At 73.1% G+C, this 22,546-nt stretch carries 19 protein-coding genes; 8 read left to right on the top strand and 11 right to left on the bottom strand.

Annotated elements, in window-relative coordinates; translation table 11 throughout:
• Positions 1–89: 89 nt before the first annotated feature.
• From ACFVHO_RS39495 to ACFVHO_RS39460, 8 genes are all read right to left on the bottom strand, one after another.
• On the bottom strand, positions 90–1,355 hold the full coding sequence (locus ACFVHO_RS39495) for an alpha/beta fold hydrolase (protein ID WP_385725363.1): 1,266 nt from the start codon (positions 1,353–1,355) through the stop codon (positions 90–92).
• Positions 1,356–1,494: 139 nt separating this feature from the next.
• Positions 1,495–2,892, bottom strand: a complete 1,398-nt coding sequence (locus tag ACFVHO_RS39490; protein WP_385725362.1) for an aldehyde dehydrogenase family protein — start codon at positions 2,890–2,892, stop codon at positions 1,495–1,497.
• Positions 2,889–3,893 (bottom strand): proline racemase family protein, encoded by a 1,005-nt coding sequence (locus ACFVHO_RS39485; protein ID WP_385725361.1) that lies wholly within the window; start codon positions 3,891–3,893, stop codon positions 2,889–2,891. The genes ACFVHO_RS39490 and ACFVHO_RS39485 overlap by 4 nt, the downstream gene beginning before the upstream one ends.
• A 79-nt stretch (positions 3,894–3,972) precedes the next feature.
• Positions 3,973–4,881: a dihydrodipicolinate synthase family protein gene (locus ACFVHO_RS39480; protein WP_385725360.1), complete on the bottom strand. Its 909-nt coding sequence runs from the start codon at positions 4,879–4,881 to the stop codon at positions 3,973–3,975.
• Positions 4,882–4,950: 69 nt separating this feature from the next.
• The gene (locus ACFVHO_RS39475) at positions 4,951–6,474 is read right to left on the bottom strand and encodes an NAD(P)/FAD-dependent oxidoreductase (protein ID WP_385725359.1); all 1,524 of its coding nucleotides are present in this window, start codon (positions 6,472–6,474) and stop codon (positions 4,951–4,953) included.
• Positions 6,455–6,775, bottom strand: coding sequence for a (2Fe-2S)-binding protein (locus ACFVHO_RS39470; protein ID WP_385725358.1), 321 nt, complete (start codon positions 6,773–6,775; stop codon positions 6,455–6,457). The genes ACFVHO_RS39475 and ACFVHO_RS39470 overlap by 20 nt, the downstream gene beginning before the upstream one ends.
• 88 nt (positions 6,776–6,863) lie before the next feature.
• Positions 6,864–8,018, bottom strand: a complete 1,155-nt coding sequence (locus tag ACFVHO_RS39465) for an NAD(P)/FAD-dependent oxidoreductase (protein WP_385725357.1) — start codon at positions 8,016–8,018, stop codon at positions 6,864–6,866.
• 141 nt (positions 8,019–8,159) lie between these two features.
• Entirely contained in the window at positions 8,160–9,521 is a 1,362-nt protein-coding gene (locus ACFVHO_RS39460) for an aminopeptidase P family protein (RefSeq protein WP_385725356.1), read from the bottom strand.
• A 129-nt stretch (positions 9,522–9,650) separates the two neighbouring features.
• Between ACFVHO_RS39460 and ACFVHO_RS39455 the strand changes: the two genes are divergently transcribed.
• Genes ACFVHO_RS39455 through ACFVHO_RS39435 form a run of 5 tightly spaced genes read left to right on the top strand, consistent with a single transcriptional unit; the run spans position 9,651 to position 15,403 of the window.
• Positions 9,651–11,393, top strand: coding sequence for an ABC transporter substrate-binding protein (locus ACFVHO_RS39455; RefSeq protein ID WP_385725355.1), 1,743 nt, complete (start codon positions 9,651–9,653; stop codon positions 11,391–11,393).
• A 14-nt stretch (positions 11,394–11,407) separates the two neighbouring features.
• Positions 11,408–12,376 carry an ABC transporter permease gene (locus ACFVHO_RS39450; RefSeq protein ID WP_385725354.1) on the top strand — a complete coding sequence of 323 codons (969 nt, stop codon included), beginning with the start codon at positions 11,408–11,410 and terminating at the stop codon, positions 12,374–12,376.
• Complete coding sequence (locus ACFVHO_RS39445; RefSeq protein WP_385725353.1) at positions 12,373–13,359, top strand: ABC transporter permease; 987 nt, start codon at positions 12,373–12,375, stop codon at positions 13,357–13,359. The genes ACFVHO_RS39450 and ACFVHO_RS39445 overlap by 4 nt, the downstream gene beginning before the upstream one ends.
• Entirely contained in the window at positions 13,359–14,399 is a 1,041-nt protein-coding gene (locus ACFVHO_RS39440) for an ABC transporter ATP-binding protein (protein WP_385725352.1), read from the top strand. The genes ACFVHO_RS39445 and ACFVHO_RS39440 overlap by 1 nt, the downstream gene beginning before the upstream one ends.
• Positions 14,396–15,403, top strand: coding sequence for an ABC transporter ATP-binding protein (locus ACFVHO_RS39435; protein ID WP_385725351.1), 1,008 nt, complete (start codon positions 14,396–14,398; stop codon positions 15,401–15,403). The genes ACFVHO_RS39440 and ACFVHO_RS39435 overlap by 4 nt, the downstream gene beginning before the upstream one ends.
• 55 nt (positions 15,404–15,458) lie before the next feature.
• Here ACFVHO_RS39435 and ACFVHO_RS39430 read toward each other — a convergent pair whose 3' ends face one another.
• The gene (locus ACFVHO_RS39430; RefSeq protein ID WP_385725350.1) at positions 15,459–16,118 is read right to left on the bottom strand and encodes an NADPH-dependent F420 reductase; all 660 of its coding nucleotides are present in this window, start codon (positions 16,116–16,118) and stop codon (positions 15,459–15,461) included.
• A gap of 254 nt (positions 16,119–16,372) precedes the next feature.
• Here ACFVHO_RS39430 and ACFVHO_RS39425 point away from each other — a divergent pair, with 254 nt between their 5' ends.
• Both ACFVHO_RS39425 and ACFVHO_RS39420 read left to right on the top strand, forming a co-directional pair.
• Complete coding sequence (locus ACFVHO_RS39425; protein ID WP_385725349.1) at positions 16,373–17,068, top strand: type 1 glutamine amidotransferase domain-containing protein; 696 nt, start codon at positions 16,373–16,375, stop codon at positions 17,066–17,068.
• A 184-nt stretch (positions 17,069–17,252) separates the two neighbouring features.
• Entirely contained in the window at positions 17,253–18,125 is an 873-nt protein-coding gene (locus ACFVHO_RS39420) for an aldo/keto reductase (RefSeq protein ID WP_385725348.1), read from the top strand.
• A 164-nt stretch (positions 18,126–18,289) separates the two neighbouring features.
• Here the strand turns inward: ACFVHO_RS39420 and ACFVHO_RS39415 are convergent, their stop codons facing one another.
• A complete protein-coding gene (locus ACFVHO_RS39415; protein ID WP_385725347.1) occupies positions 18,290–19,477 on the bottom strand; it encodes an MFS transporter in 1,188 nt (395 codons plus the stop codon).
• Between the two features lie 395 nt (positions 19,478–19,872).
• On the opposite strand from ACFVHO_RS39415, the gene ACFVHO_RS39410 reads away from it, so the two are divergent.
• Complete coding sequence (locus ACFVHO_RS39410) at positions 19,873–21,408, top strand: methionine--tRNA ligase (RefSeq protein ID WP_385725346.1); 1,536 nt, start codon at positions 19,873–19,875, stop codon at positions 21,406–21,408.
• A 26-nt stretch (positions 21,409–21,434) separates the two neighbouring features.
• Here ACFVHO_RS39410 and ACFVHO_RS39405 read toward each other — a convergent pair whose 3' ends face one another.
• The gene (locus ACFVHO_RS39405) at positions 21,435–22,505 is read right to left on the bottom strand and encodes an LLM class flavin-dependent oxidoreductase (RefSeq protein WP_385725345.1); all 1,071 of its coding nucleotides are present in this window, start codon (positions 22,503–22,505) and stop codon (positions 21,435–21,437) included.
• Between the last annotated feature and the right edge of the window lie 41 nt (positions 22,506–22,546).

Genomic DNA, 22,546 nt, shown 5'->3' with positions numbered 1-22,546 from the left:
CCTCGTACTGGACGTACTTGGGTGATTCGGGCGTGCGGCGAGAGTGCGTGCCAGGCGTCGCGGGCCCGCGAAGATCCGCCGGACAGGCCCTAGGCGCGGCCCGCGGCCATCGCCCTCAGGCGTTCCAGGACGCGGCCGCCGGACGCGGTGACGCCGTCGTGCTCCCATTCGTTGGTGACCCAGACGCGGGCGGCGCCGACCTGGCACGCGGTGCGCAGGGAGAGTCCGGCGTCCACGTACATGTCGTCGTGGTAGACGATCGCGGCGAGGGGGACCTCGTTGGCCGCGAGCCGTTCGAGGTCGTACAGCGGGGGCCAGTCCGTGCGGTCGGCCAGCAGGTCGGCGGCGTCCGCGAACGGGCGCAGGCCCGCGATGTCACGGAACATCCAGGGGTAGATCATCTCGCCGGTGAGCAGCAGTGGGTCCGCGTCCTCGGTGAACTCGGCGAAGTCCGTGAGGGCGCGGTCCGCGGCCCAGCCGGTGGGGCCCGCGCCCTGCCCGTAGAGCGTCTCCTGCATGACGGCGAAGAGCGGGTTGTCGGTGAAGCCGGTCACGACCATCACCTGGCGCAGGAAGGTGTCACTCAACTCCCCGTCGGCTTCGAGGGATTCGTCGAGCAGCCAGTGGATCCGCTCGAATCCGTCGCCCATGCCGAGGGCGAGCCCGAGCGTGCGCAGCCGGCGGACGGTGAGACGGTCCCCGTCGGGCAGCCGGACGTCCTTGGCCGCGAGGAGGTCCGCGATCCGGCGCAGCCGGGTGGCGTCCTGCGGATACCGGGCGTAGAGGCCGCGTACGCGGTCGCGTACGCGCGGGTAGGTACGGGCGTAGACGTCGTCGGCGGTGGCGGTGAGCCCGGGCAGGCCGCCGGTGACGTAGCAGGCCTTGAGGCCCTCCGGCGCCCGGGACAGATAGGTGAGGGTGAGGAAGCCTCCGTAACTCTGGCCGAGGGTCTCCCAGGGCTCGTCGCCGCAGAGTTGACGGCGGATCAGCTCGGCGTCGGCGACGATCGCGTCGGCGCGGAAGTGCCCGAGATGCGCGGCAAGGCCGGCCGGGTCGGCGAAGCGGGCGGCGGCCCTGGCGGTGACGGGGGTGGAGCGGCCGGTGCCCCGCTGGTCGAGCAGCAGCACCCGGTGGGTCTTGAGCGCCTCGTCCAGCCACCCCGGCGAACCGGCCGACGGACGCGGCGACTTGCCGCCCGGACCGCCCTGGAGATAGAGCAGCCAGGGCAGTCGCTCTCCGGCACGCCCCGGGTCGACGACCTCACGGGCGAAGACCTGGATGGTCACTCCGCCGGGGACGGAGTGATCCAGGGGGACGGTGAAGAAGTGATCGACGGTCGTGTAGGCAGGGTTCATGAGCCCTTCTCCGGATGGGGACGGCACCGCGAGCCCCGCCAGGGCCGCGGAGAGCTGCGCGATCGGGCCCCGACAGGGGCGCGGGGAACTGCGCGACCAGCCCCCACCGGCCCGCAGCGGCATCACACGGAACCAGGCGTCACGCCGACTTCGCGGGCGCCAGGGTGTAGGTCCGGGTCGCCGCATAGAACTCCAGGGCCGCCCGGCCCTGTTCACGCGGCCCCTGGCTGGAAGCCTTCGTGCCGCCGAACGGCAGGTGGAAGTCGACGCCGGTGGACGGGGCGTTGATCCGGATCATGCCGGTGTCGAGGTGATCGAGTCCGCCGATGGCCGCGTCCAGGTCCGCGGTGTGCAGCGAGGTGACCAGGCCGTGCGGGACGGAGTTGGTGATCCGCACCGCCTGGGCGAGGTCCCCCGCGGGCAGCAACGCGGCGACGGGCCCGAAGACCTCCTCGGACAGCAGCCGGTGGCCCGGGGGAACGTCCTCCACCAGGGCCGGGGCCGCGTACCAGCCGGGCCCGTCCGGCACGGCGGCGCCCGCGAGCACGCGCAGACCGCGCACCGCGTCGCCGACCTGGTCGCGGGCGCGCGCGTCGATGAGCGGCCCGCACACGGTGGCCGGGTCGGCCGGGTCACCGACCGGGACGGCCCGCAGCGCCTCGCCGAGAGCCTCGCGCAGCGGGTCGAGGGCCGCGCCGACGGCGATCACACGGCTGGTGGCGGTGCACTTCTGGCCCGCGTATCCGGCGATCGCGGCGGCGATGTGCGCGGCCGCCCGCTCGATGTCGGCGTCCGGCAGGACGATGGCAGCGTTCAGACCGCCCATCTCGGCCTGGACGGGGATGCCGCGGGCGGTGGCGGTGCGCACGACCGCCTGGCCGACGGCGGTGGAACCGGTGAAGGAGACCACGTCGGAGGCGGAGACGAGCGCGTTGCCCTCGGTGGCGTCGCCGGGAAGGACGGTGAACACCCCGGCGGGCAGCGCCCGTTGGACGATCTCGGCGAGGCGCTGGGCGCAGGCCGTGGCCTGCGGGGCGGGCTTGAGGACGATCGCGTTGCCGACGGCGAGCGCCGGGGCCGCCTTCCAGCTCGGGATGGCGAGGGGGAAGTTCCAGGGGGTGATGAGCCCGGCGACGCCGTGCGGCCGACGGCGGCTGAGCAGGAGACCGGCTCCGGCGGCCGTCTCGTGGACGGCGCCGACGGGGTCGTAGGGGGTCTGGGCGTAGTACCGCCAGATCGCGGCGGTGCGCGCGACCTCGGCCCGGGCCTCGGTGAGCGGCTTGCCCACCTCGCGCACGGCGAGCGCGGCAAGGCCCGCCGCCTCGGCCTCGACGGCGGCGGCGACCGCGCCGAGGGCGGCCGAGCGGGCGGCCGCCCCGGCGAGCAGCCAGCCCGCCTGGGCGGCGCGGGCGCGCTCGACGGTGTCCACGGCGGCGAAGGCGCCCGGGGCGGTGACGCGCAGGACCACGTCGTCGGGGTCGGCCGGGTTGACGGAACTGAACGCGGAGGCGGACAGCGGGGACACGGCGGCGGTCACAGGAGGAATCCTCCGGGGAAGGGGTCGTCCGGGTCGAGGAAGTACTGGGCGGTGCCGGTGACCCAGGCGCGCCCCGTGATGGTCGGTACGACGGCGGGCGCCCCGCCGACCTCGGCCTCGGCGACGAGCCTGCCGGTGAACTTCGTACCGATGAAGGACTCGTTGACGAAGTCGCGGTCGAGGGGCAGCTCGCCGCGGGCGTGCAGCTGGGCCATCCGGGCCGAGGTGCCGGTGCCGCACGGGGAGCGGTCGAACCAGCCCGGGTGGATGGCCATGGCGTGCCGCGAGTGGTGGGCGTCGGAGCCGGGCGCGGCCAGATAGACGTGCTTGACCCCGGCGATGTCGGGCCGCTCGGGGTGGACGGGGCGGTCCGGTGAGGCGTTGATGGCGTCCATGAGGCCGAGCCCGGCGGCGAGGAGGTCGTTCTTGCGGGCCCGGTCGAACGGCAGGCCCAGGGCGTCGAGTTCGACGAAGGCGTAGAAGTTGCCGCCGAAGGCGAGGTCGTAGGTGACCGTGCCGAAGCCGGGGACCTCCGCCTTGCGCTCCAGGCCGACGCAGAACGCGGGCACGTTGGTGAACGTGGCGGACAGGGCGACGCCGTCCTCGACGCGCACGTCGACCGGGACGAGTCCGGCCGGGGTGTCGAGGCGCACCGTGGTGACGGGTTCGGTGACGGGGACGAGGCCGGTCTCCACCAGGACGGTGGCGACGCCGAGGGTGCCGTGGCCGCACATCGGGAGGAGGCCGGAGACCTCGATGAACAGCACCCCGTGGTCGGCGTCGGGGCGGGTGGGCGGCTGGAGGATCGCTCCGCTCATCGCGGCGTGGCCGCGCGGCTCGTACATCAGCAGCGTGCGGAGGTGGTCCATGTGCTCGATGAAGTGCAGCCTGCGCTCGGCCATGGTGGTGCCGGGGATGACCCCGACGCCACCGGTGATCACGCGCGTGGGCATGCCCTCGGTGTGCGAATCGACGGCGTGGAAGACGTGACGCGTACGCACGGAAGGTCCTTTCGGGAGCGGGCGGTTGCGGTCGGCTCGGAGCCGGGCGGTCGCTCGGCGTGGAGCCGGGCGGTCGCGGTCAGCGGTGGCCGTGCGCGACGGCCTTCTCGGTGGCCTCCCGCACGCGGTTCGCGGCCTCGGCGGAGAGCGGGGAGCGCGGCGGGCGGACGGGCCCGCCGGGTCGGCCGACGATGTCCATGGACAACTTGATGGCCTGCACGAACTCGGTCTTGGAGTCCCAGCGCAGCAGGGAGTGCAGGGAGCGGTAGAGCGGCAGGGCCGTGGTCAGGTCACCGGCGACGGCGGCGTGGAAGAGCTCGGCGCAGGAGGCGGGCAGGGCGTTGGGATAGCCCGCGATCCAGCCGACCGCCCCGGCCACGGCGAGTTCGAGCAGCACGTCGTCCGCGCCGATCAACAGGTCGAGTTCCGGGGCGAGTTCGGCGATCTCGTAGGCCCGGCGCACATCGCCGGTGAACTCCTTGACGGCGACGATGGCCCCGTCGCGGTGCAGTTCGGCGAGCAGGGCGGGGGTGAGGTCGACCTTGGTGTCGATGGGGTTGTTGTACGCGACGACCGGCACCCCGGCCTTGGCGACCTCGGCGTAGTGGGCGCGCACGGCGTCGTCGTCGGCGCGGTAGGCGTTGGGGGGCAGGAGGAGGACCGAGCCGCAGCCGGCCGCGGCGGCCTGCTCGGCCCAGCGCCGGGCCTCGGCGCTGCCGTACGCGGCGACGCCGGGCATGACGCGGGCGGCGTCGCCCGCCGCCTCGACGGCCGTGTGCACCACGCGGGTGCGCTCCTCGTCGGTGAGGGTCTGGTACTCACCGAGCGAGCCGTTGGGGACGACGCCGTCGCAGCCGTTGTCGATGAGCCAGCGGACGTGCTCGGCGTAGGCGTCGTGGTCGACGGTCAGGTCGTCCCGGAGCGGCAGGGCGGTGGCGACCATGATGCCGCGCCAGGGGCGAGTGGTGTTCCAGGCAGTGTCGGTCATGTCGGACGACCTCTCTATAGTGTGTGACATTTTATTGAGGAAAGTACGGCGCCCACAAGGGGGACGCGGTCAGCGGGCGGCGCCGCCCGCGGATCCGTCGGCGGGTTCGTCGAGCGAGGTGAGCGCCGCCAGCGGTACCGGCACCGCGAGCGGGCGGCGCTCGGCGGGCGGCTCCCCCGGCCCGGCACCCGCCGCGAGGCAGGCCACGCCCGCCCCGCACATCCGGCCCTGACACCAGCCCATGCCCGCCCGGGTGAGGAGCTTGACGGTGCGCGCGTCACGGGCGCCCAGGTCGGTGACCGCCGCCCGGATGCTGCCCGCGGTCACCTCCTCGCACCGGCACACGTCCGTGTCGTCGGTCAGCCAGCGCGACCAGCCAGGGCCGGGGGCGTGCGCGGCGGCCATGGCGTCGGCGAAGGCGCGCATGCGGTCGCGGCGCCGCTGGAGCTCACGGACGCGACCGGGGCGGGCGGGTCGGCCGCGCAGCCGCGATGCGATCGCAAGGCCCGCCAACTCCCCTTCCACCCGAGCCAGTTGCGCTCCCCCGATACCGCCGGTCTCCCCCGCCGCCCACAGGTCCGGCACCGAGGTCCGCTGCTGGCCGTCCAGGACGAGGGCCGTGGCGCGGTCGGGCGTGGCGCGGGTCGCGCATCCCAGCGTCGTGGCCAGTTCGATCTGCGGTACGAGGCCGTGGCCGACGGCGAGCGCGTCGCACGCGATCCGGTGCGACGCCCCCGACAGCGGCCGCCAGTCGCGGTCGACGCGGGTGACCGTGACGGCCTCCACCCGGTCGCGGCCGTGCACTTCGGTGACGGCGCTGCGGGTGCGAAGCCGCACCCGGTGCCGCAGCAGCGTGCCGCCGTGCAGCACCGCCTCGGCCAGCTTGTGCGGGTTGGCCGCGAGCACGCGCGGGTGCCGGGCGTACGCCAGGTAGCCGGACGCCTCAACCACGGCGGGCACCCGGGCCCCGGCGGCGGCGAGCGAGGACGCGACCGCGAGCAGCAGCGGCCCGCTCCCGGCCACGACGACGCGCCTGCCGGGCAGCACGAGGCCGGACTTGAGCATGGCCTGCGCTCCCCCGGCACCGACGACACCCGGCAACGTCCAGCCGGGAAAGGGGAGTTGACGTTCGTACGCGCCGGTCGCCAGGAGCACCGCCCGGGCCCGCACCCGCACCGGCCGCTCCGCGCAGCCGTCGGCGCCGGTGACCGCGTGTACGGTCCACGGCCCGTCGCCGTCCGGGGAGCCGCCCTCCCGGGAGACCGTCCATACGTGGTGTCCGCCGAGGCGGGTCACCGCACTCGCCTCCAGGCGTCGGCGGAGCCCGGCGTAGGCGGACCAGTCGTGGTGCAGGGCTTCGGGGCGCAGGGCTCCGGTGGCCGGTGCCGGGTGCCGGTAGAACTGCCCGCCGGTTCCGGTCGCTGTATCCAACAGGGCCACGGTCAGGCCGAGTTCGGCGGCGGTCACCGCCCCGGCGAGACCGGCGGAGCCCGCGCCGATCACCGCGAGGTCGTACGGCTCGGACGGCTCGGCGGGACCGGCCGGTCCGGCGGCATTGGGGTCGTGGGCCGGTTCAGACGCCGAGGCGCTCATGGCCGTGTCCTTCCTGGGTCGTGATCGCGTCGCCGGGGCGGGCGGGCACCAGGCAGGCCCGGCGGTTGGGCGAGCCGTTGATGGTGGCGAGGCAGTCGTAGCACTGTCCGATGCCGCAGAAGGCGCCGCGCGGCCGGCCGCCCACGCGGGTGGTGCGCCAGGCGAGGATGTCCGCAGCCCACAGCGCGGCGGCGACGGACTGCCCCGGCAGGGCGGGGACGGGGCGGCCGTCGAAGGTGATCTCGAACGACGGGCCTGGCTGCGCGCCGACCAGGTCGGCGGGGGTTCGGGCACGGGCCACGGTGGGCCTCCTCTCGTGGCGGTTGCTGACTCTTCGCGGTGGTGGCTGGCACTTCGCGGTGCTGGCTGACTCTCGTGGTGGCGGCGGGTCAGGCCGTGGGCATGAAGCGGCCGGGGTCGAACGGGCCCGTGTCCAGGGGTGGTCGGCCGCCGGTCAGGCAGCGGGCCACGATCAGGCCGGTGGCCGGGGCGAGCCCGATGCCCGCGCCCTCGTGCCCGCAGGCGTGCAGCAGGCCGGGGACGCGCGCGTCGGGTCCGATCGCGGGCAGGTGGTCGGGCAGATAGGGCCGGAACCCGGCGTACGTGCGCATCGCCCGGACCCCGGCGAGGACCGGGAACAGGGCGGTCGCCTGGGCCGCGAGGCGCCGCAGGACCTCCGTGCACAGGGTGCGGTCGAAGCCGACCCGCTCCCGGCTCGCGCCGATCAGGACCGGCCCCGCCGCCGTGCCCTCGACCACGGCCGAGGTCTGCAGCGCCGCCGAGCCGCTGGCGACGTCGGCGACGTAGTCGGCCGCGTACACCTTGCGCCGCACCACACGCGGCAGCGGTTCGGTGACGAGGACGAAGCCCCTGCGGGGCAGGACCGGCAGGTCCACGCCCGCGAGCGCGGCGACCTCGCCGCCCCAGGTGCCCGCGGCGTTCACCACGTACGGAGCACACAGCTCTCCGGTGGCCGTCGCGACCCCCCGCAGTTCGCCGTGGCCGCCGGTGAGCAGGCCGGTGACCTCCTCGCCGAGTCTGAGGCGCACCCGGTCGCCGCCCGCCTTGAGCAGATGGGCGGCGGCGAGGGCGGGCATGACCTGGGCGTCCTGCGGATAGAGGAAGCCGCCCGCCAGGCCGGGGGCCAGATGCGGCTCCAGGTCGTGGAGCCGGTCGGCCGCGACCTCCTCCGCCCGCACCCCGGCCTTCTCCTGTCGGGCCGCGAAGTCGCGCAGGGCGCCCATCCCGTCCTCGCCGGAGGCGACGACCAGGCCGCCCTTGGTCTCGTACTCGATCTGCGGCGGGAGCAGTTCGGTCAGCTCCCGCCACAGCTCGGTGGAGAGCAGGGCCAGTTCGAGCTCGGGGCCCGGCTCCTTGTCGGAGACCAGGAGGTTGCCCTCGCCGGAGCCGGTGGTGCCGCCCGCGACCGGGCCGCGGTCGACCACGGTGACGGTGAGACCGGCCTGCGCGGCGTAGTAGGCGCAGGCCGCGCCGACGACGCCCGCGCCGACGACGATGACGTCCGAGGAGTTTCTCGTGAGCACGTCAGTAATATTTCACATGGCACTGACGATGCCAAGGGTTTCGCACGAGCCGTCCTCGGTTCAGCCGTCCGGCCCGCTCCTGCGATTCAGCTGCCCGGCCCGCCCCTCCGGTTGAGCCGTCCGGCCCCGGCCGCCCCCTGCTCAGCCCTCCAGGAGCGCACCCATCCACTCCTCCACTCCGTCCGGCGTCCTCGGCAGCGCGCCGGACATCAGACGGGCCCCGTCCGCCGTGATGACGAGGTCGTCCTCGATGCGCACACCGATGCCGCGCAGCTCGCGCGGCAGGGTCTCGTCGTCCGGCTGGAGGTAGAGGCCGGGCTCGACGGTGAGCACCTGCCCCTCCTCGAGGACCCCGTCGAGATACGCCTCGGCCCTGGCCTGGGCGCAGTCGTGCAGGTCGATGCCGAGCATGTGCCCGCTGCTGCACAGGGTGTAGCGCCGGTGGAAATCCCCCTCGGCGTTCTTCAGCACCCCCCATTCCGCGAGCCCTTCGGCGATGACGCGCATGGCGGCCCGGTGGAAGTCGCGGAAGGCGGCGCCGGGCCGCAGCGCGGCGATGCCCGCGTCCTGTGCGGCGAGGACGAGTTCGTACACCTGCCGCTGGACCGGGGAGAAGCGCCCGGAGAGCGGCAGGGTCCGCGTGATGTCGGCGGTGTAGAGGCTGTCGGTCTCCACGCCCGCGTCGAGCAGCAGCAGCTCCCGTGGGTCCAGGGGGCCGTCGTTGCGTATCCAGTGCAGGACGCAGGCGTGGGCGCCGGAGGCGGCGATGGTCTCGTAGCCGGTGCCGTTGCCCTCGGCGCGGGCGCGCAGGCCGAAGACCCCCTCGATCCAGCGCTCGCCGCGCGGCTCTGCGAGGGCACGCGGCAGGGCGCGTACGACGTCCTCGAAGCCGGTCGTGGTGTGGTCGACGGCGAGCTGGAGCTGGCCCACCTCCCAGGGGTCCTTGACCAGGCGCAACTCGCTGAGCACGGTGGCGAGTTCGCTGTCGGTGGCGGCGTTCCTGCCCGGCGGCAGTTCGGTGAGCGGCACGCAGCGGACGCCGGTCATCCGCTCGGCCTCCGCGAGGTCGGCGCGCCGACCCACCCAGAACTCGCCGTAACGGCGGTCCCGGTAGAAGCCGTTGTCGGTGCGCGGGGACCGGGGGCGCAGGTGCAGCACCGCCTCGTGGCCGCGCGGCCCGTCGGGTTCGAGGACCAGCACATGCCCCGCCTGGTCCTCGCCGGTGAGCCCGGTCAGCCAGGCGTAGGCGCTGTGCGGGCGGAAGCGGTGGTCGCAGTCGTTGGAGCGGACCCTCAACTCCCCCGCCGGGACGATCAGTCGCTCGCCGGGGAAGCGGGCCGAGAGCCGGGCGCGGCGGGCCGGGGTGAGGTCGGCGGCGGGCAGCCGGATGCCGTCGGGGAGCGGGCTCGGCGCCCAGTCGCGGGCCATGAAGGACGCGAACTCGGGGGATTCGGGGAGGTCGTGGCTGACCGTGCGGATGCCGGTCGACGCGGGCTCGTTCACTGGGGTCCCTTCGGACACAGGTGAGTAACGGACGGGTCGATGCCTTGCCAGTACAATTTCACATTACTATGTTACCGGTCACATTCCAGCCACCTCGGGGCTGGCCGACTGTTCTCGGAGTGACCACTGATGAACAAGCGCACCCTCACCGCCGTCGCCGCCGTCCTGGCGACGGCCGTCACCCTTGGCACGGCGGGCTGTTCGGGCTCGAAAGCGGGCAAGGGGCGGGGCGGCAAGAATCCCGCGACCGTCAACGCCGGGGCCGTGGTCGGGGGCACTCCGCAGCGCGGCGGCACCCTGACCGTCCTGTCCAACCAGGACTTCACCCACCTCGACCCGGCCCGCAACTGGGTCATGAGCGACATGGACTTCGGCACCCGGCTGCTCTACCGCACCCTCGTCACGTACAAGGCCGCCCCCGGCACCGCGGGCGGCGAGCTGGTCCCCGACCTCGCGGCCGACCTCGGCACCCCCTCCAACGGGGCCAGGACCTGGACCTTCCGCCTCAAGAAGGGCGTCAAGTACGAGGACGGGACGCCCGTCACCGCCCAGGACATCAAGTACAACGTCGAGCGGTCCTTCTCCCCCGACCTGCCCGGCGGCGCCGACTACGCGGCCCGCTACCTCGCCGGGGCCAAGGGCTACCGGGGCCCGGCCGACGGCAAGCACCTGGACTCCGTCAAGACGCCCGACGCCCACACGATCGTCTTCGAACTGCGCAAGCCCTTCGCGGAGTTCCGCAACGTCACGGTGATGCCGACGTTCGCGCCTGTGCCGGAGAAGCGGGACAAGGGACCGAGGTACGACAACAGGCCCTTCTCCTCCGGCCCGTACAAGATCGAGTCGTATCAGCGCGGGAAGAAGCTGGTGCTCGTCCGCAACCCGCACTGGAAGGCCTCGACCGACACGGTGCGCAAGGCCCACCCGGACAAGCTCGTGATGGTGATGGGCCTCAAGGCCAACCAGATCGACGACCGGCTCATCGCCTCGCAGGGCGCCGACGCCTCCGCCGTCTCCTGGGGGGCGGTACGGCCGGAGAGCGCCGCCAAGGTGCTGCCGAGCGCCGAGGTCAAGAAGCGCCTCATCGCCGAGTCCACCAACTGCACGGACATGGTCCAGATGCACACCGGACGCGGCCCGTTCACCGATGTGAAGGTCCGTCAGGCCGTGCAGTACGCCCTCGACCGGGAGTCGGTGCTCACCGCGTCCGGCGGCCCCGCCTTCAACGACCCGTCCACCGCCTACATGCCCGCGTCGCTCTTCGGCGGCAAGCAGCCCGACACTCTCAAGATCCCCGTCGCCGGTGACGTCGACAAGGCCAAGCAGCTCCTGAAGGAGGCGGGCAAGCCGGACGGCTTCACGACCAAGATGACCGTCTCCACCGGCGACAAGGGCCGGGCCGAGGCGATACAGGCATCGCTCGGCAAGGCGGGGATCAAGGTCACCATCGAGACCGTCGACCCGTCCGCGTTCTACGCCACGATCGGCGACACCAAGAACCGCACCGACCTGGTCTACACGGGCTGGTGCCCGGACTACCCGTCCGGATCGACGTTCCTGCCCTTCGTCTTCGACGGCCGCTACATCAAGGAGAAGGGCAACACGGGCAACCACTCCTTGTTCCGCGACAAGCCGACCATGAAGCGCATGGACGAGATCGCCGCCATGACGGACGCCGAGAAGGCGGGCGCCGCCTGGCGGGCGCTGGACGGCGAGATCCTCGCCAAGGCCCCGACCGTCCCGGTCCTGGTGCGCCGCTGGCCGCTGGTCCTCGGCAGCAACGTCGCGGGCGCGTACGGCCAGACGTCCTTCGGCGGCCAGCTCGACTACGCCACGGTCGGCCTCAAGGACCCGTCCAAGAGCAACGGCTGAGGGACACCGCCACCATGACCACCCTCACCCCGAAGACCCCCGAACCGAAACCGGCGACGGACCGGCGACCGGCGCCGGTCGCCGCGGGCAGCGGCCCCTGGCGCCTGGCCCGCGCGGAACTGCGCCGCCGCACCTCGGCGAAGGTCTCCCTCGTCATCGTCGCGCTCTTCGCCGTCATGGCGATCGCCGCCCCGCTGCTGAGCGCGCTCGGCGGCTGGTCGCCCGAGGAGTTCGACAAGACCGCCGTCGACCCCTACCTCGGCGGGCAGCCGATCGGGCCGCTCGGCGGGATCTCCGCCGACCACTGGCTCGGCGTTGAACCCGTCACCGGACGCGATCTGTTCGCCCGCGTCGTGCACGGCGCCCAGGTCTCCCTCCTCATCGCCTTCGCGGCCACGGCGATCGTCGTGATCGCGGGCACGGCGGCCGGGGTCGCGGCCGGCTACTTCGGCGGCCGTGTCGACGCCGTCCTCAGCCGCATCATGGACCTGACCATGTCCTTCCCCTCGCTCATCTTCATGATCGCGATGATGTCGGTGGCCAAGGACGTCAACCGGATCCTCCTGATGACCGCCGTGATCGGCCTGTTCGGCTGGCCCGGCATCGCCCGCGTGGTGCGCGGCCAGACCCTCTCGCTCAAGCACCGCGAGTACGTCGACGCCGCCCGCGTGAGCGGCTCGGGGCCCTGGCGGATCCTCACCCGCGACATCCTCCCCGGCGTCGCCGGGCCCGTCATCGCGTACACGACCCTGATCATCCCGGGCATGATCGCCACCGAGGCGGCGCTGAGCTACCTCGGCGTCGGCGTCCGGCCGCCCACGCCCTCCTGGGGCCAGATGATCGCCGAGAGCGTCGCCTTCTACGACACGGACCCCATGTACTTCGTCATCCCGAGCACCTGTCTGTTCCTGACCGTGCTCGCGTTCACCCTGCTCGGCGACGCGCTGCGGGACATCCTCGACCCGAGGGGAAGCCGCACATGATCCTGTACATCGGCCGCCGCCTGCTCGCCGTGACCGGCGTGCTCATCGCCATCGCCGCCGTCACCTTCACCATCTTCTACGTCCTGCCGTCCGACCCGGCCGCCGCGGCCTGCGGCAAGTCGTGCAGCGCCGACCGGCTCGCGGCGATCCGCGCCAACATGGGCCTCGACCAGCCGATCTGGCAGCAGTTCTGGGACTTCCTCGCCGGTATCTTCACCGGCCGCACCATCGGCACCGGCCAGTACGCCCTGCGGTGCGACTTCCCGTGCCTCGGCTACAGCTACGAGAACAGCGAGGCCGTGTGGGGCCTGCTGATGGACCGCCTTCCGGTCTCCGCCTCGCTCGCGCTCGGCGCGGCCGTGCTGTGGCTGGCGCTCGGCCTGACCGCGGGGGTGACGGCCGCGCTGCGCAAGGACACCCTCACCGACAAGCTCCTGATGGTCGGCGCGGTCGGCGCCGCGTCGCTGCCCGTCTACTTCACCTCGATGATGCTGATCTACGGCCTGATCCGGACGGCCGACCTGCTGCCCTATCCGAGTTACGTCCCCTTCGGCTCCGACCCGCTCGACTGGGCGTCCAACCTGCTCCTCCCCTGGCTCGCCCTCGCCATCCTGTACGCGGCCATGTACGCCCGCCAGAGCCGCAGTTCGATGATCGAGACGATGGCGGAGCCGTACATCCGCACGGCCCGCGCCAAGGGCCTGCCGCGCCGCAAGGTCGTCGTCAAGCACGGCCTGCGGGCAGGGATGACACCCATCCTCACCCTCTTCGGCATGGACCTGGGCGGGCTGCTCGCGGGCGCCGTCATCACCGAGTCCATCTTCGGCCTGCCGGGCATCGGACGGCTCTTCTACGGCGCCCTGTCCACCGGCGACCAGCCGGTCATCCTCGGCGTCACGCTGCTCGCCGCCGCCTTCATCGTCGTCGCCAACCTGGCCGTCGACCTCCTGTACGCCGTCGTCGACCCGCGAGTGAGGTTCTGATGACCCTGCTGTCCCACGAGGACGCGCCGACACCCGTAGAGCGGAACGAACCCCTGCTTTCCGTAAGGGACTTGAGCGTCACCTTCACGACCGGACGCGGCCGGGTCCGGGCCGTGGACCAGCTCTCCTTCGAGGTGAACCGGGGGCGGACCCTCGGCATCGTGGGAGAGTCGGGGTCCGGCAAGTCCGTCACCTCCCTGGCCGTCCTCGGCCTGCACACCGGCGCCGACGTGACCGGCTCCATCCGGCTGCGGGGCAAGGAGCTCATCGGGCTCGACGAGCGCGGCCTCAACAAGCTGCGCGGCCGCCGCATGGCCATGATCTTCCAGGATCCGCTCTCCAGCCTGCACCCCTACTACACGGTCGGCGAGCAGATCGCCGAGCACCACCGTGTGCACTTCGGCTCCCGCCGCGCGGCGGCCCGTCGGCGTGCGGTGGAGATGCTCGCCGAGGTCGGCATCCCCGAGCCGGAGCGCCGCGCGGGCGAGTATCCGCACCAGTTCTCCGGCGGCATGCGTCAGCGCGTGATGATCGCGATGGCTCTGGCCTGCGAGCCCGAGCTGCTCATCGCGGACGAGCCCACCACGGCCCTCGACGTCACGGTGCAGGCGCAGATCCTGGACCTGATCGCCCGCCTCCAGGAGGACCGGGGCCTCGCCGTCGTCATGATCACCCACGATCTGGGCGTGGTCGCCCGGGTCGCCCACGACGTGCTCGTGATGTACGGCGGCCGGGCGGCCGAACAGGCCCCGGTGGACACGCTGTTCGCGACTCCCGCCCACCCCTACACCCGGGGCCTGCTCGACTCCCTGCCGCGTCTGGACGACGCCGACGACGAGCCGCTGCGGGCCATCCCCGGCAGCCCGCCCTCCCTGCTCACCCCGGCCCCCGGCTGCGCCTTCGCACCCCGCTGCCCCCGGGCGGCGGCCGCCACGGCGGACGAACGCCTGCGGTGCGAGACCGAACGGCCCCTGCTCGGCGGCCCGGCCGGACATCCGGCCGCCTGCCACTTCCCCGCGTACGAAGGCGCCCCCTCATGACCCCAGCGAATCCGACCACCGGCAAGAAACCTCAACCACTGCTCGCCGTACGGGACTTGACGATGTCCTTCCCGGCCAAGCGGCGCGGCACGGCTCCCGTGCGGGCCGTCGACGGCATCAGCTTCGACGTGGCCGAGGGCGAGACGCTCGGCCTCGTCGGGGAGTCCGGCTGCGGCAAGTCCACCACCGGCCGGAGCATCGTGCGCCTCCTGGAACCCACCACCGGCTCGGTCACCTACGACGGCCGCGACATCAGCCATCTCTCGCAGCGCGAACTGCGGCCCCTGCGCCGTGAACTCCAGATGGTCTTCCAGGACCCGCACTCCTCCCTCAACCCGCGCCAGACCGTGGCCCGGATCATCGCCGACCCCCTTCTCGTCCAGGGGAGTCCGGCCGCCGACGCCCGCAACCGCGCCCTCGAACTCATGGAGCTCGTCGGGCTCATCCCCGAGCACAGCGACCGCTATCCGCACGAGTTCTCCGGCGGCCAGGCCCAGCGCGTCGGCATCGCCCGGGCCCTTGCCACCGGGCCGCGCCTCGTCGTCGCCGACGAGCCCGTCTCCGCCCTCGACGTCTCCGTCCAGGCCCAGATCGTCAACCTGATGGAGCGACTCCAGCGGGAGCTCGGCCTCGCCTACCTCTTCATCGCCCACGACCTGTCGGTGGTCAAGCGGGTCTGCGACCGGGTCGCGGTCATGTACCTCGGCCGCATCGTCGAGATCGGCGCCAAGGAGCGGGTGTACGCCGCGCCCAGACACCCCTACACGCGGGCGCTGCTCTCCGCCGTGCCGCTGCCCGACCCGGCGGCCGAGCGGGCCCGGGAGCGCATCACGCTCCTGGGCGACCCCCCGAGCCCTGCCGCGCCTCCGCCCGGCTGTACGTTCCACCCCCGCTGCCCCAAGGCACAGGACATCTGCCGGACCGAGGCACCGGTCCTTCGGATCGGGGCGCCGGGCGAGGCTCGGGAGGTGGCCTGCCACTTTCCCGAGCCGGACAGGCCCTGAGGTCCGCTCGGACAGCCCCTGGAGCCCGCGCCCTCACGCCCCGATCACGTCGGGGTCACGCCCGGAACGTCGCCGGGCGCTCGGGGGAAGCCGCCGCGAGCGCGTCGGTGACCGCCGCGACCCCGGCCCGCAGGCCGTAGACGGGGGTGTCGGGCTGCTGGCGCCAGGACTCGTCGATGCCGCCCGCGTCCACCGTGTCGAAGCCCAGCTCGTCGATCAGGTCGCGGACGACCTTCTTGGCGGCCTCGTCGTCACCGGCGACGGGCAGCGCCATGCGCTCCGGGTCGCCCTTGGGCAGCGGCTTGTCGAGGATGTCCTCGGCGTACGTGCCGTTGAACGCCTTGATGACCGGGTGGCCGATGTGCTGCTCGGTCCAGCGGCTCTCGGTGACGCCGTCGTCCTCGATGGCGTCGATCCTGCCGTCGCGCCCCGGGTAGTAGTTGCCGGTGTCGAGCACCGCGAACCCGTCGGCGGCGCCGTCGAACAGGCCGGACGCCAGGTCGGGGACCTTCCCCAGCGGGATGGTGACGACGACGAGCTCGGCGCCGCGCGCGGCCTCGGCGACGGTCACGGGCGTGGCGCCGGTCTCCTCGGCAAGGGCGGTGAGGGTCGCGGGCCCTCGGGAGTTCGCCACGGACACCTCGTGCCCGAGCTTCGTCAGGCGCCGGGTGAGATTGCCGCCGATGTTGCCCGCGCCGATGATGCCGATCTTCATGGGGTCCTCCAGAACCGTGGCGCGACGGGGGTGCCGCTGCCGCATGTGAGCACCCAACCCCGAGGTCGTCGGCACTATTTCCGCCGGACACCGGGAATATCCGCCGCCCCCGCTCGTCGGCGCGAGGTCCGTGGCGGTCGGCCTTCGGGGGCTTGGGGACCGCCCGAATATTCCCCATCACCTATTGGATATCCGATGGCAGACAGCGGTCTTTCTATTGGATTCCTATGGTGCCGGACGCCTACGTTCGACGCATGTCGAAGATTCTTTACGTGATGACCGGCGCCGCCTTCTGGACGCTCGCCGACGGCGCCGAGCACCCCACGGGCTTCTGGGCCGAGGAGGCCGTGGCGCCGTACGAGGCGTTCCGGGCGGCGGGCCACGAGATCGTGGTCGCCACGCCGGGCGGCGTCGTGCCGCCCGTGGACCGGGGCAGCCTGGCGCCCGAGGTCAACGGCGGTCAGGAGGGCGCCAACCGGATCGCCGCCGGGCTCGTGTCGTTCGCCGCGCTCCGTTCGCCGATCCGCCTGGAGGACGTGGACCTGGGCGACTACGCGGCGGTGTACTACCCGGGCGGCCACGGCCCCATGGAGGACCTCGCCGTCGACGCGGACTCCGGGCGACTCCTGTCCCTGGCCCTGGAGTCGGGCAAGCCGCTCGGCGTCGTCTGCCACGCCTCGGCCGCGCTGCTCGCCGCCACCGGGGCCGACGGCACCAACGCCTTCGCTGGCTACCGCCTCACCGGGTTCACGAACGCCGAGGAGACCCAGGCCGGCCTCGCCGACCGGGCGAAGTGGCTGCTCCAGGACCGCCTGGTCGCGGCGGGCGCCGACTTCCAGGAGGGCGAGCCGTGGGCACCCCACGTGGTCGTCGACCGGAACCTGGTCACCGGCCAGAACCCGGCCTCGTCGGCCCCGCTGGCCACGGAGCTCCTGAAGCTGCTGGGCTGACACCCGGCCCGCCTCCACCAGCGGCTTCGGCCCTGTCCTGTCCGACGTGACGCCGGGCAGCCGTCATTCCGACGTCGCGTCGGACGGCTGCCCCCGCACGGCCGAATCCGCTCTTCACGCGTTCTTGCACATAGGTTCGGAGTCACACATCTCGTCGTACGCACGCCGTGAAAGGACCGCTCCCATGAGCACCTCGAACACCTCGCGCCCCGCCGACGCCTCGGGCAGCTTCGCCCTCGGCGGCGACCTGCCCGTCAACCGGCTCGGCTACGGCGCGATGCAACTCACCGGACCGGGCGTCTGGGGCGAGCCCAAGGACCGGGACGAGGCCGTTCGCGTGCTGCGGCGCGCCGTGGAGCTCGGCGTGACGTTCATCGACACCGCCGACTCCTACGGCCCCATAGTCAACGAGGTGCTGATCCGCGAGGCCCTGCACCCCTACGCCGACGACCTGGTCATCGCCACCAAGGCCGGTCTGACCCGGTCGGGACCGGACGACTGGCGTGCCGTGGGCCGCCCCGAATACCTGCGCCAGCAGACCGAGTTGAGCCTGCGTCACCTCGGTGTCGAGCGCATCGACCTGTTCCAGCTGCACCGCATCGACGAGCAGGTCCCGCTCGCCGACCAGCTCGGCGAGCTCGTGCTGCTCCAGAAGGAGGGCAAGATCCGGCACATCGGCGTCTCCGAGGTGACGGTGGATCAGCTCAAGGAGTCCCGCGAGCACGCCGAGATCGTCTCCGTGCAGAACCAGTACAACCTGGTCAACCGCGGCTCCGAGGACGTCCTCGAGTACGCCGAGCGCGAGAACATCGCGTTCATCCCGTGGTTCCCGATGGCCACCGGTGAGCTGGCCCGCCCGGGCGGCCCGCTCGACGCCGCCGCCAAGGAGCACGGCGCCTCCCCGTCCCAGCTCGCCCTGGCCTGGCTGCTGCGCCGCTCGCCGGTGGTCCTGCCCATCCCCGGCACGTCCAAGGTGGCCCACCTGGAGCAGAACACCGCCGCCGCGGGCATCACCCTGACCGACGCGCAGTTCGAGGCGCTCGCGGCCGCCGTCTGACGGACAGCGGCGCGGGGTGCACGTGTTGCCCTGGCGCTCACCGCCGCACGGTGAGCGCCAGCGCCCGTGCCGGTCCCCGCACAGTGGGCGCGCGGCGCCCGGTCATCGCCGCCGTCCCCATCACCTCTGCCCGCCCCCGTAACCTCTCCCCGTCCCCGTCCCCGTCATCGACGCAGCCCCACCGCCACCGCCCCGACCGCCGCGGTGAGCCCGCCGAGCACCATGACCGCCGACGGCGCCGCCCGGTCCACCACGGCCCCGCCTGCCAGCGCCCCGAAGGAGATCGTGGCCTGGAACGAGGCGGTGAAGAGCACCGACGCCGCCTCCGGCGAACGCGGCACCGCCGCCGCGAACCAGGCCCCCGAGCACACCGGCACGGCGCCGTACGCGATCCCCCACACGACGAGCAGCACCACCGCCCCGCCCGGCCGGTCCCCGAGGACGGGCAGCAGCAGGGCGGCACCGGCGATCAGCCCCGCGGCCACCGCGAACGCGGCGCGCGGCCGGCGTGCCACCGCGGCGCCCCCGATGAAGTTCCCGGCGATCCCGGCGGCCCCGTACGCCAGCAGGAAAACGGTGACCACGCCCGGACCCACGTCCGTGACCTGCCGCAGGAACGGCGTCACGTACGTATAGGCGCCGAAGTGCGCCAGGACGACGAGGAACGTGACGAGCAGCGCCCAGCGGGTGCCGGAGCCGCGCAGCGCGGCCCGCAGCACGCTCACGCACAGGGCTTCTTCCGGCGCCAGCGGCGGCAGCACGAGGACCATGGCACCGCAGACGCCCACGCTCAGAACTCCCATGACGGTGAAGGCCGTTCGCCATCCGGCGGCCTCCCCCACGAAGGTGCCGAGCGGCACGCCGAGCACCGACCCGAGCGGCACCGCCGAGAAGATCACCGCCGTGGCCCGGCCGACGGACCCCGGCGGCACGAGCCGGGCGGCGAGCCCGGCCCCGATCGACCAGAACCCGCCGATGGTCACGCCGACCAGGACCCGGGAGACAAGGACGAGCCAGTACGCCGGTGCCACCGCCACGACGAAGTTCGCGAGGGCGAGGAGCGCCATGAAGGCGCACAGCATGATCCGCCGGTCCACGCGGGCCGTGGCCGTCGTCACCAGTGGCGCGGACAGCGCGGCCAGGAAGCCCGGCATCGTCATCGTCAGTCCGGCCGTGCCGTCCGTGACGTCGAAGCTCCGCCCGATCGCGGGCAGCAGGCCGATGGGCAGGATCTCCACGGTCACGATGGCGAAGAGGCCCGCCGTGACGGAGAGGACGGCGAGCCAACCGACCAGTGGGGAACGGGGTTTCGCCCGGGAGGGCTCGGCGGTGGTCGTGAGGGTGTGCGGCATGCGTGGTTCCGTCCTGGCGGGGTTCCTGTGGAGGACACACATCGACGTATCGACTCATCGATGTGGATGCGCTGCGGGCGCGCATCAGTCCACCAGGAGGCACGGGACCCGGTCTGGCAGGTAAACGACCCCATGGTCGGCCCGCCGCCCGTACCGGGCGGCGCATGCCCGACGGCACGCACCGGCGGAAAACGGCAGGCCCCGCCACGCGCCGCGCTGCTAGCATCCCCGCATGATCACGCCAGAGTTCCGCGTCGCCATGATGCCCCGCCACCGGGGCTGCTGACAGCGGACACGAGCGTGTCCGAGGCCCCGAGTCGGGGCCTCGTTCGCTGCCACGGCACGGAGCCCCGCCTCTCCCTTCCGGACATCACCCGGAGATCCTGGAGGCTCCCATGACCACACCCCGTACGACCTACGTCACGACGACCATTCCGTACGTCAACGCCCGCCCGCACCTGGGCTTCGCCCTCGAACTCGTCCAGGCCGACGTGCTGGCCCGCCACCGCCGCCACCGGGGCGACGAGGTCCGCTTCCTCACCGGCACGGACGACAACTCCCTGAAGAACGTCCTCGCCGCCGAGGCCCACGGCGTCCCCGTGCGGGACTTCGTGGACCGCAACGCGGACGCGTTCGCCGCGCTGCGCGCCCCGCTCGCCCTGTCGTTCGACGACTTCATCCGCACCAGCCGCGACCCGCGCCACCGGGTCGGCGTGGAGCGCCTCTGGCGGCGGTGCGCGGACTCAGGCGACCTGTACCGCAAGCACTACGAAGGCCTGTACTGCGTCGGCTGCGAGCAGTTCTACACCCCCGCCGAACTCGTCGACGGCCGCTGCGCCGAGCACGGCACGGAGCCCCGGCCCGTCGCCGAGGAGAACTGGTTCTTCCGCCTGTCCCGGTACGCGGACCAACTGCACGAACTGATCTCGTCCGGCCGTCTGCGCATCGAGCCCGCCGTGCGCCGCAACGAGGTCCTCGCCCTGATCGAGAGCGGTCTGCACGACTTCTCCGTGTCGCGCTCGCAGACCCGGGCCCGCGGCTGGGGCATCCCCGTCCCCGGGGACCCGGACCAGGTCGTGTACGTGTGGTGGGACGCCCTCGGCAACTACGTGACGAGCCTCGGCTTCGGCACCGACGACCCCGCGTACGACCGGTGGTGGACCGGCGCGACGCGCCGCAGCCACCTGCTCGGGAAGGGCGTCGTGCGCTTCCACGCCGTGTACTGGCCCGCCATGCTCCTGTCGGCCGGTCTGCCGCTGCCCACCGACATCCTGGTGCACGACTACCTCACCGTCGACGGCCGCAAGATCAGCAAGTCGGACGGCACGACCGTCGATCCGGCGGAACTGACGGCGGAGTTCGGCACGGACGCGGTCCGCTGGTGGCTGCTGCGCGAGGTGCCCCGGGTCGGGGACGCGGACTTCACGCGGGAACGGCTCACGGCGCGCGCGAACGCCGATCTCGCGGGCGGCCTTGGGAACCTCGTCAACCGGGTCGTGACGATGGTGCACCGCTTCCGCGACGGCCGGGTGCCGGAGCGGAGCACGGTGGCCGGGGGTGCGGCGGCCAGGGGCACGGAGCGGTTGGCGGCCGTCTGCCGTGAGGTGCCGGACCACGTCGACGACGCCCTCGCGGACTTCGACTTCCGGCGGGCGGCGGCCGCCGTGTGGCGGGTCGTCCAGGAGGCCGACCGCTGCGTCGACGGCACGCGGCCGTGGGAGCTGGCCAAGGCCGAGCGCGCGGGCGACCGGGCCGCGGGCGAACGCCTCGACGAGGTCCTGGCGTCACTGGTCGGGGCGTGTCGCACGCTCGCCGACCAACTCGGCCCGTTCCTGCCCGAGTCCGCGGCCCGGGTGACAGCACAGTGCGCGCCGACCGACGGCCGACTCCCGGTGGCGCGTCCGCTGTTCGCCCGGGTGGGCGAGGGGTAGGCGACTTCACCGGGGGGCAGGCGGACCTACGCCCCGTCCGCCCGTTCCTGCCGCTCGACGTCCCGTACGAGGTCGAGGGCCCGGCCCAGGGTGGTCAGGCGGGCGGCGAGGGTGGCACCGGCCGGGTAGAGGCGGACGGTGGTGACGCCCGCCGCCCGCCACACCCGCAGTCGTTCGCGCACCCGGTCCTCGGTGCCGATGAGCGTCGTCGCGAGGACCATGTCGTCGCTGATCAGCGCGGCGGCGCCGTCCCGGTCGCCGGCCTGCCAGCGGGCGCGCACGGCCGCGGCGACCTCGCTCCAGCCCTGGCGGCTGTAGGCGTCGTTGTAGAAGTTCGTGGCCGCCGTGCCCATGCCGCCCAGGCTGAAGGCGAGTTCCTTCTTGCGCCCGCCGACCAGCGTGCGCAGGGCGTCCTCGTCGTCGGCGAACGCCACTTCGGCGCCCTGGCAGATGTCCAGGTCGGCGCGGGTCCGTCCGGCGTCGGCGAGCCCGGCGTCGAGGTGGTCGAAGTAGGCCTCCTTGGCGCCTTCGGGTACGAAGCTGGTGCCGAGCCAGCCGTCGGCGACGCGGCCGGTGAGGCGGAGCATGCGGGGTGAGAGCGTGGCGAGGTGGATGGGCAGGTCGTGCTCGGCGCGGATCGCAAGCCGCATGGGCCGGGCGTCGCCGCCCGGCAGCGGAAGGGTGAACTCCGTTCCCTGGTAGGCGAGTTTGTCCCCGGCCACCGCCTGACGGACGATCTCGACGGTCTCCCGCATCCGCGCCAGCGGCCGGTCGAAGGGGACCCCGTGCAGCCCTTCGACGACCTGCGGCCCGGACGGACCGAGGCCAAGGAGGAACCGGCCGTCGGAGATGTTCGACAGGGTGATCGCGGCGCGGGCGATGGCCACGGGGGTGCGGGTGCCGAGCTGGATGACGCCGGAGCCGAGCTGGATGCGCTCGGTGCGGGCGGCCAAGTAGCCGAGCGGGGACGGCGCTTCGGCGCCCCAGGCCTCCGCGACCCAGCAGGTGTCGAGGCCGAGCTTCTCGGCCTCGGTGACGTAGGTGACGGTGTCCTGCCAGTCGGCGCCGGACGCCTCGACGGTGGTCGCCGTGCGCATCACGCGCCCTCCTCGGCGAGCGCCTTGATGGTGTCCAGGGT

This window comes from Streptomyces sp. NPDC127108, assembly GCF_042677545.1.
Lineage (GTDB): Bacteria > Actinomycetota > Actinomycetes > Streptomycetales > Streptomycetaceae > Streptomyces.
Note: the sequence above shows the minus strand (reverse complement) of the source record. Positions and strands in the feature narration are given on the sequence as shown.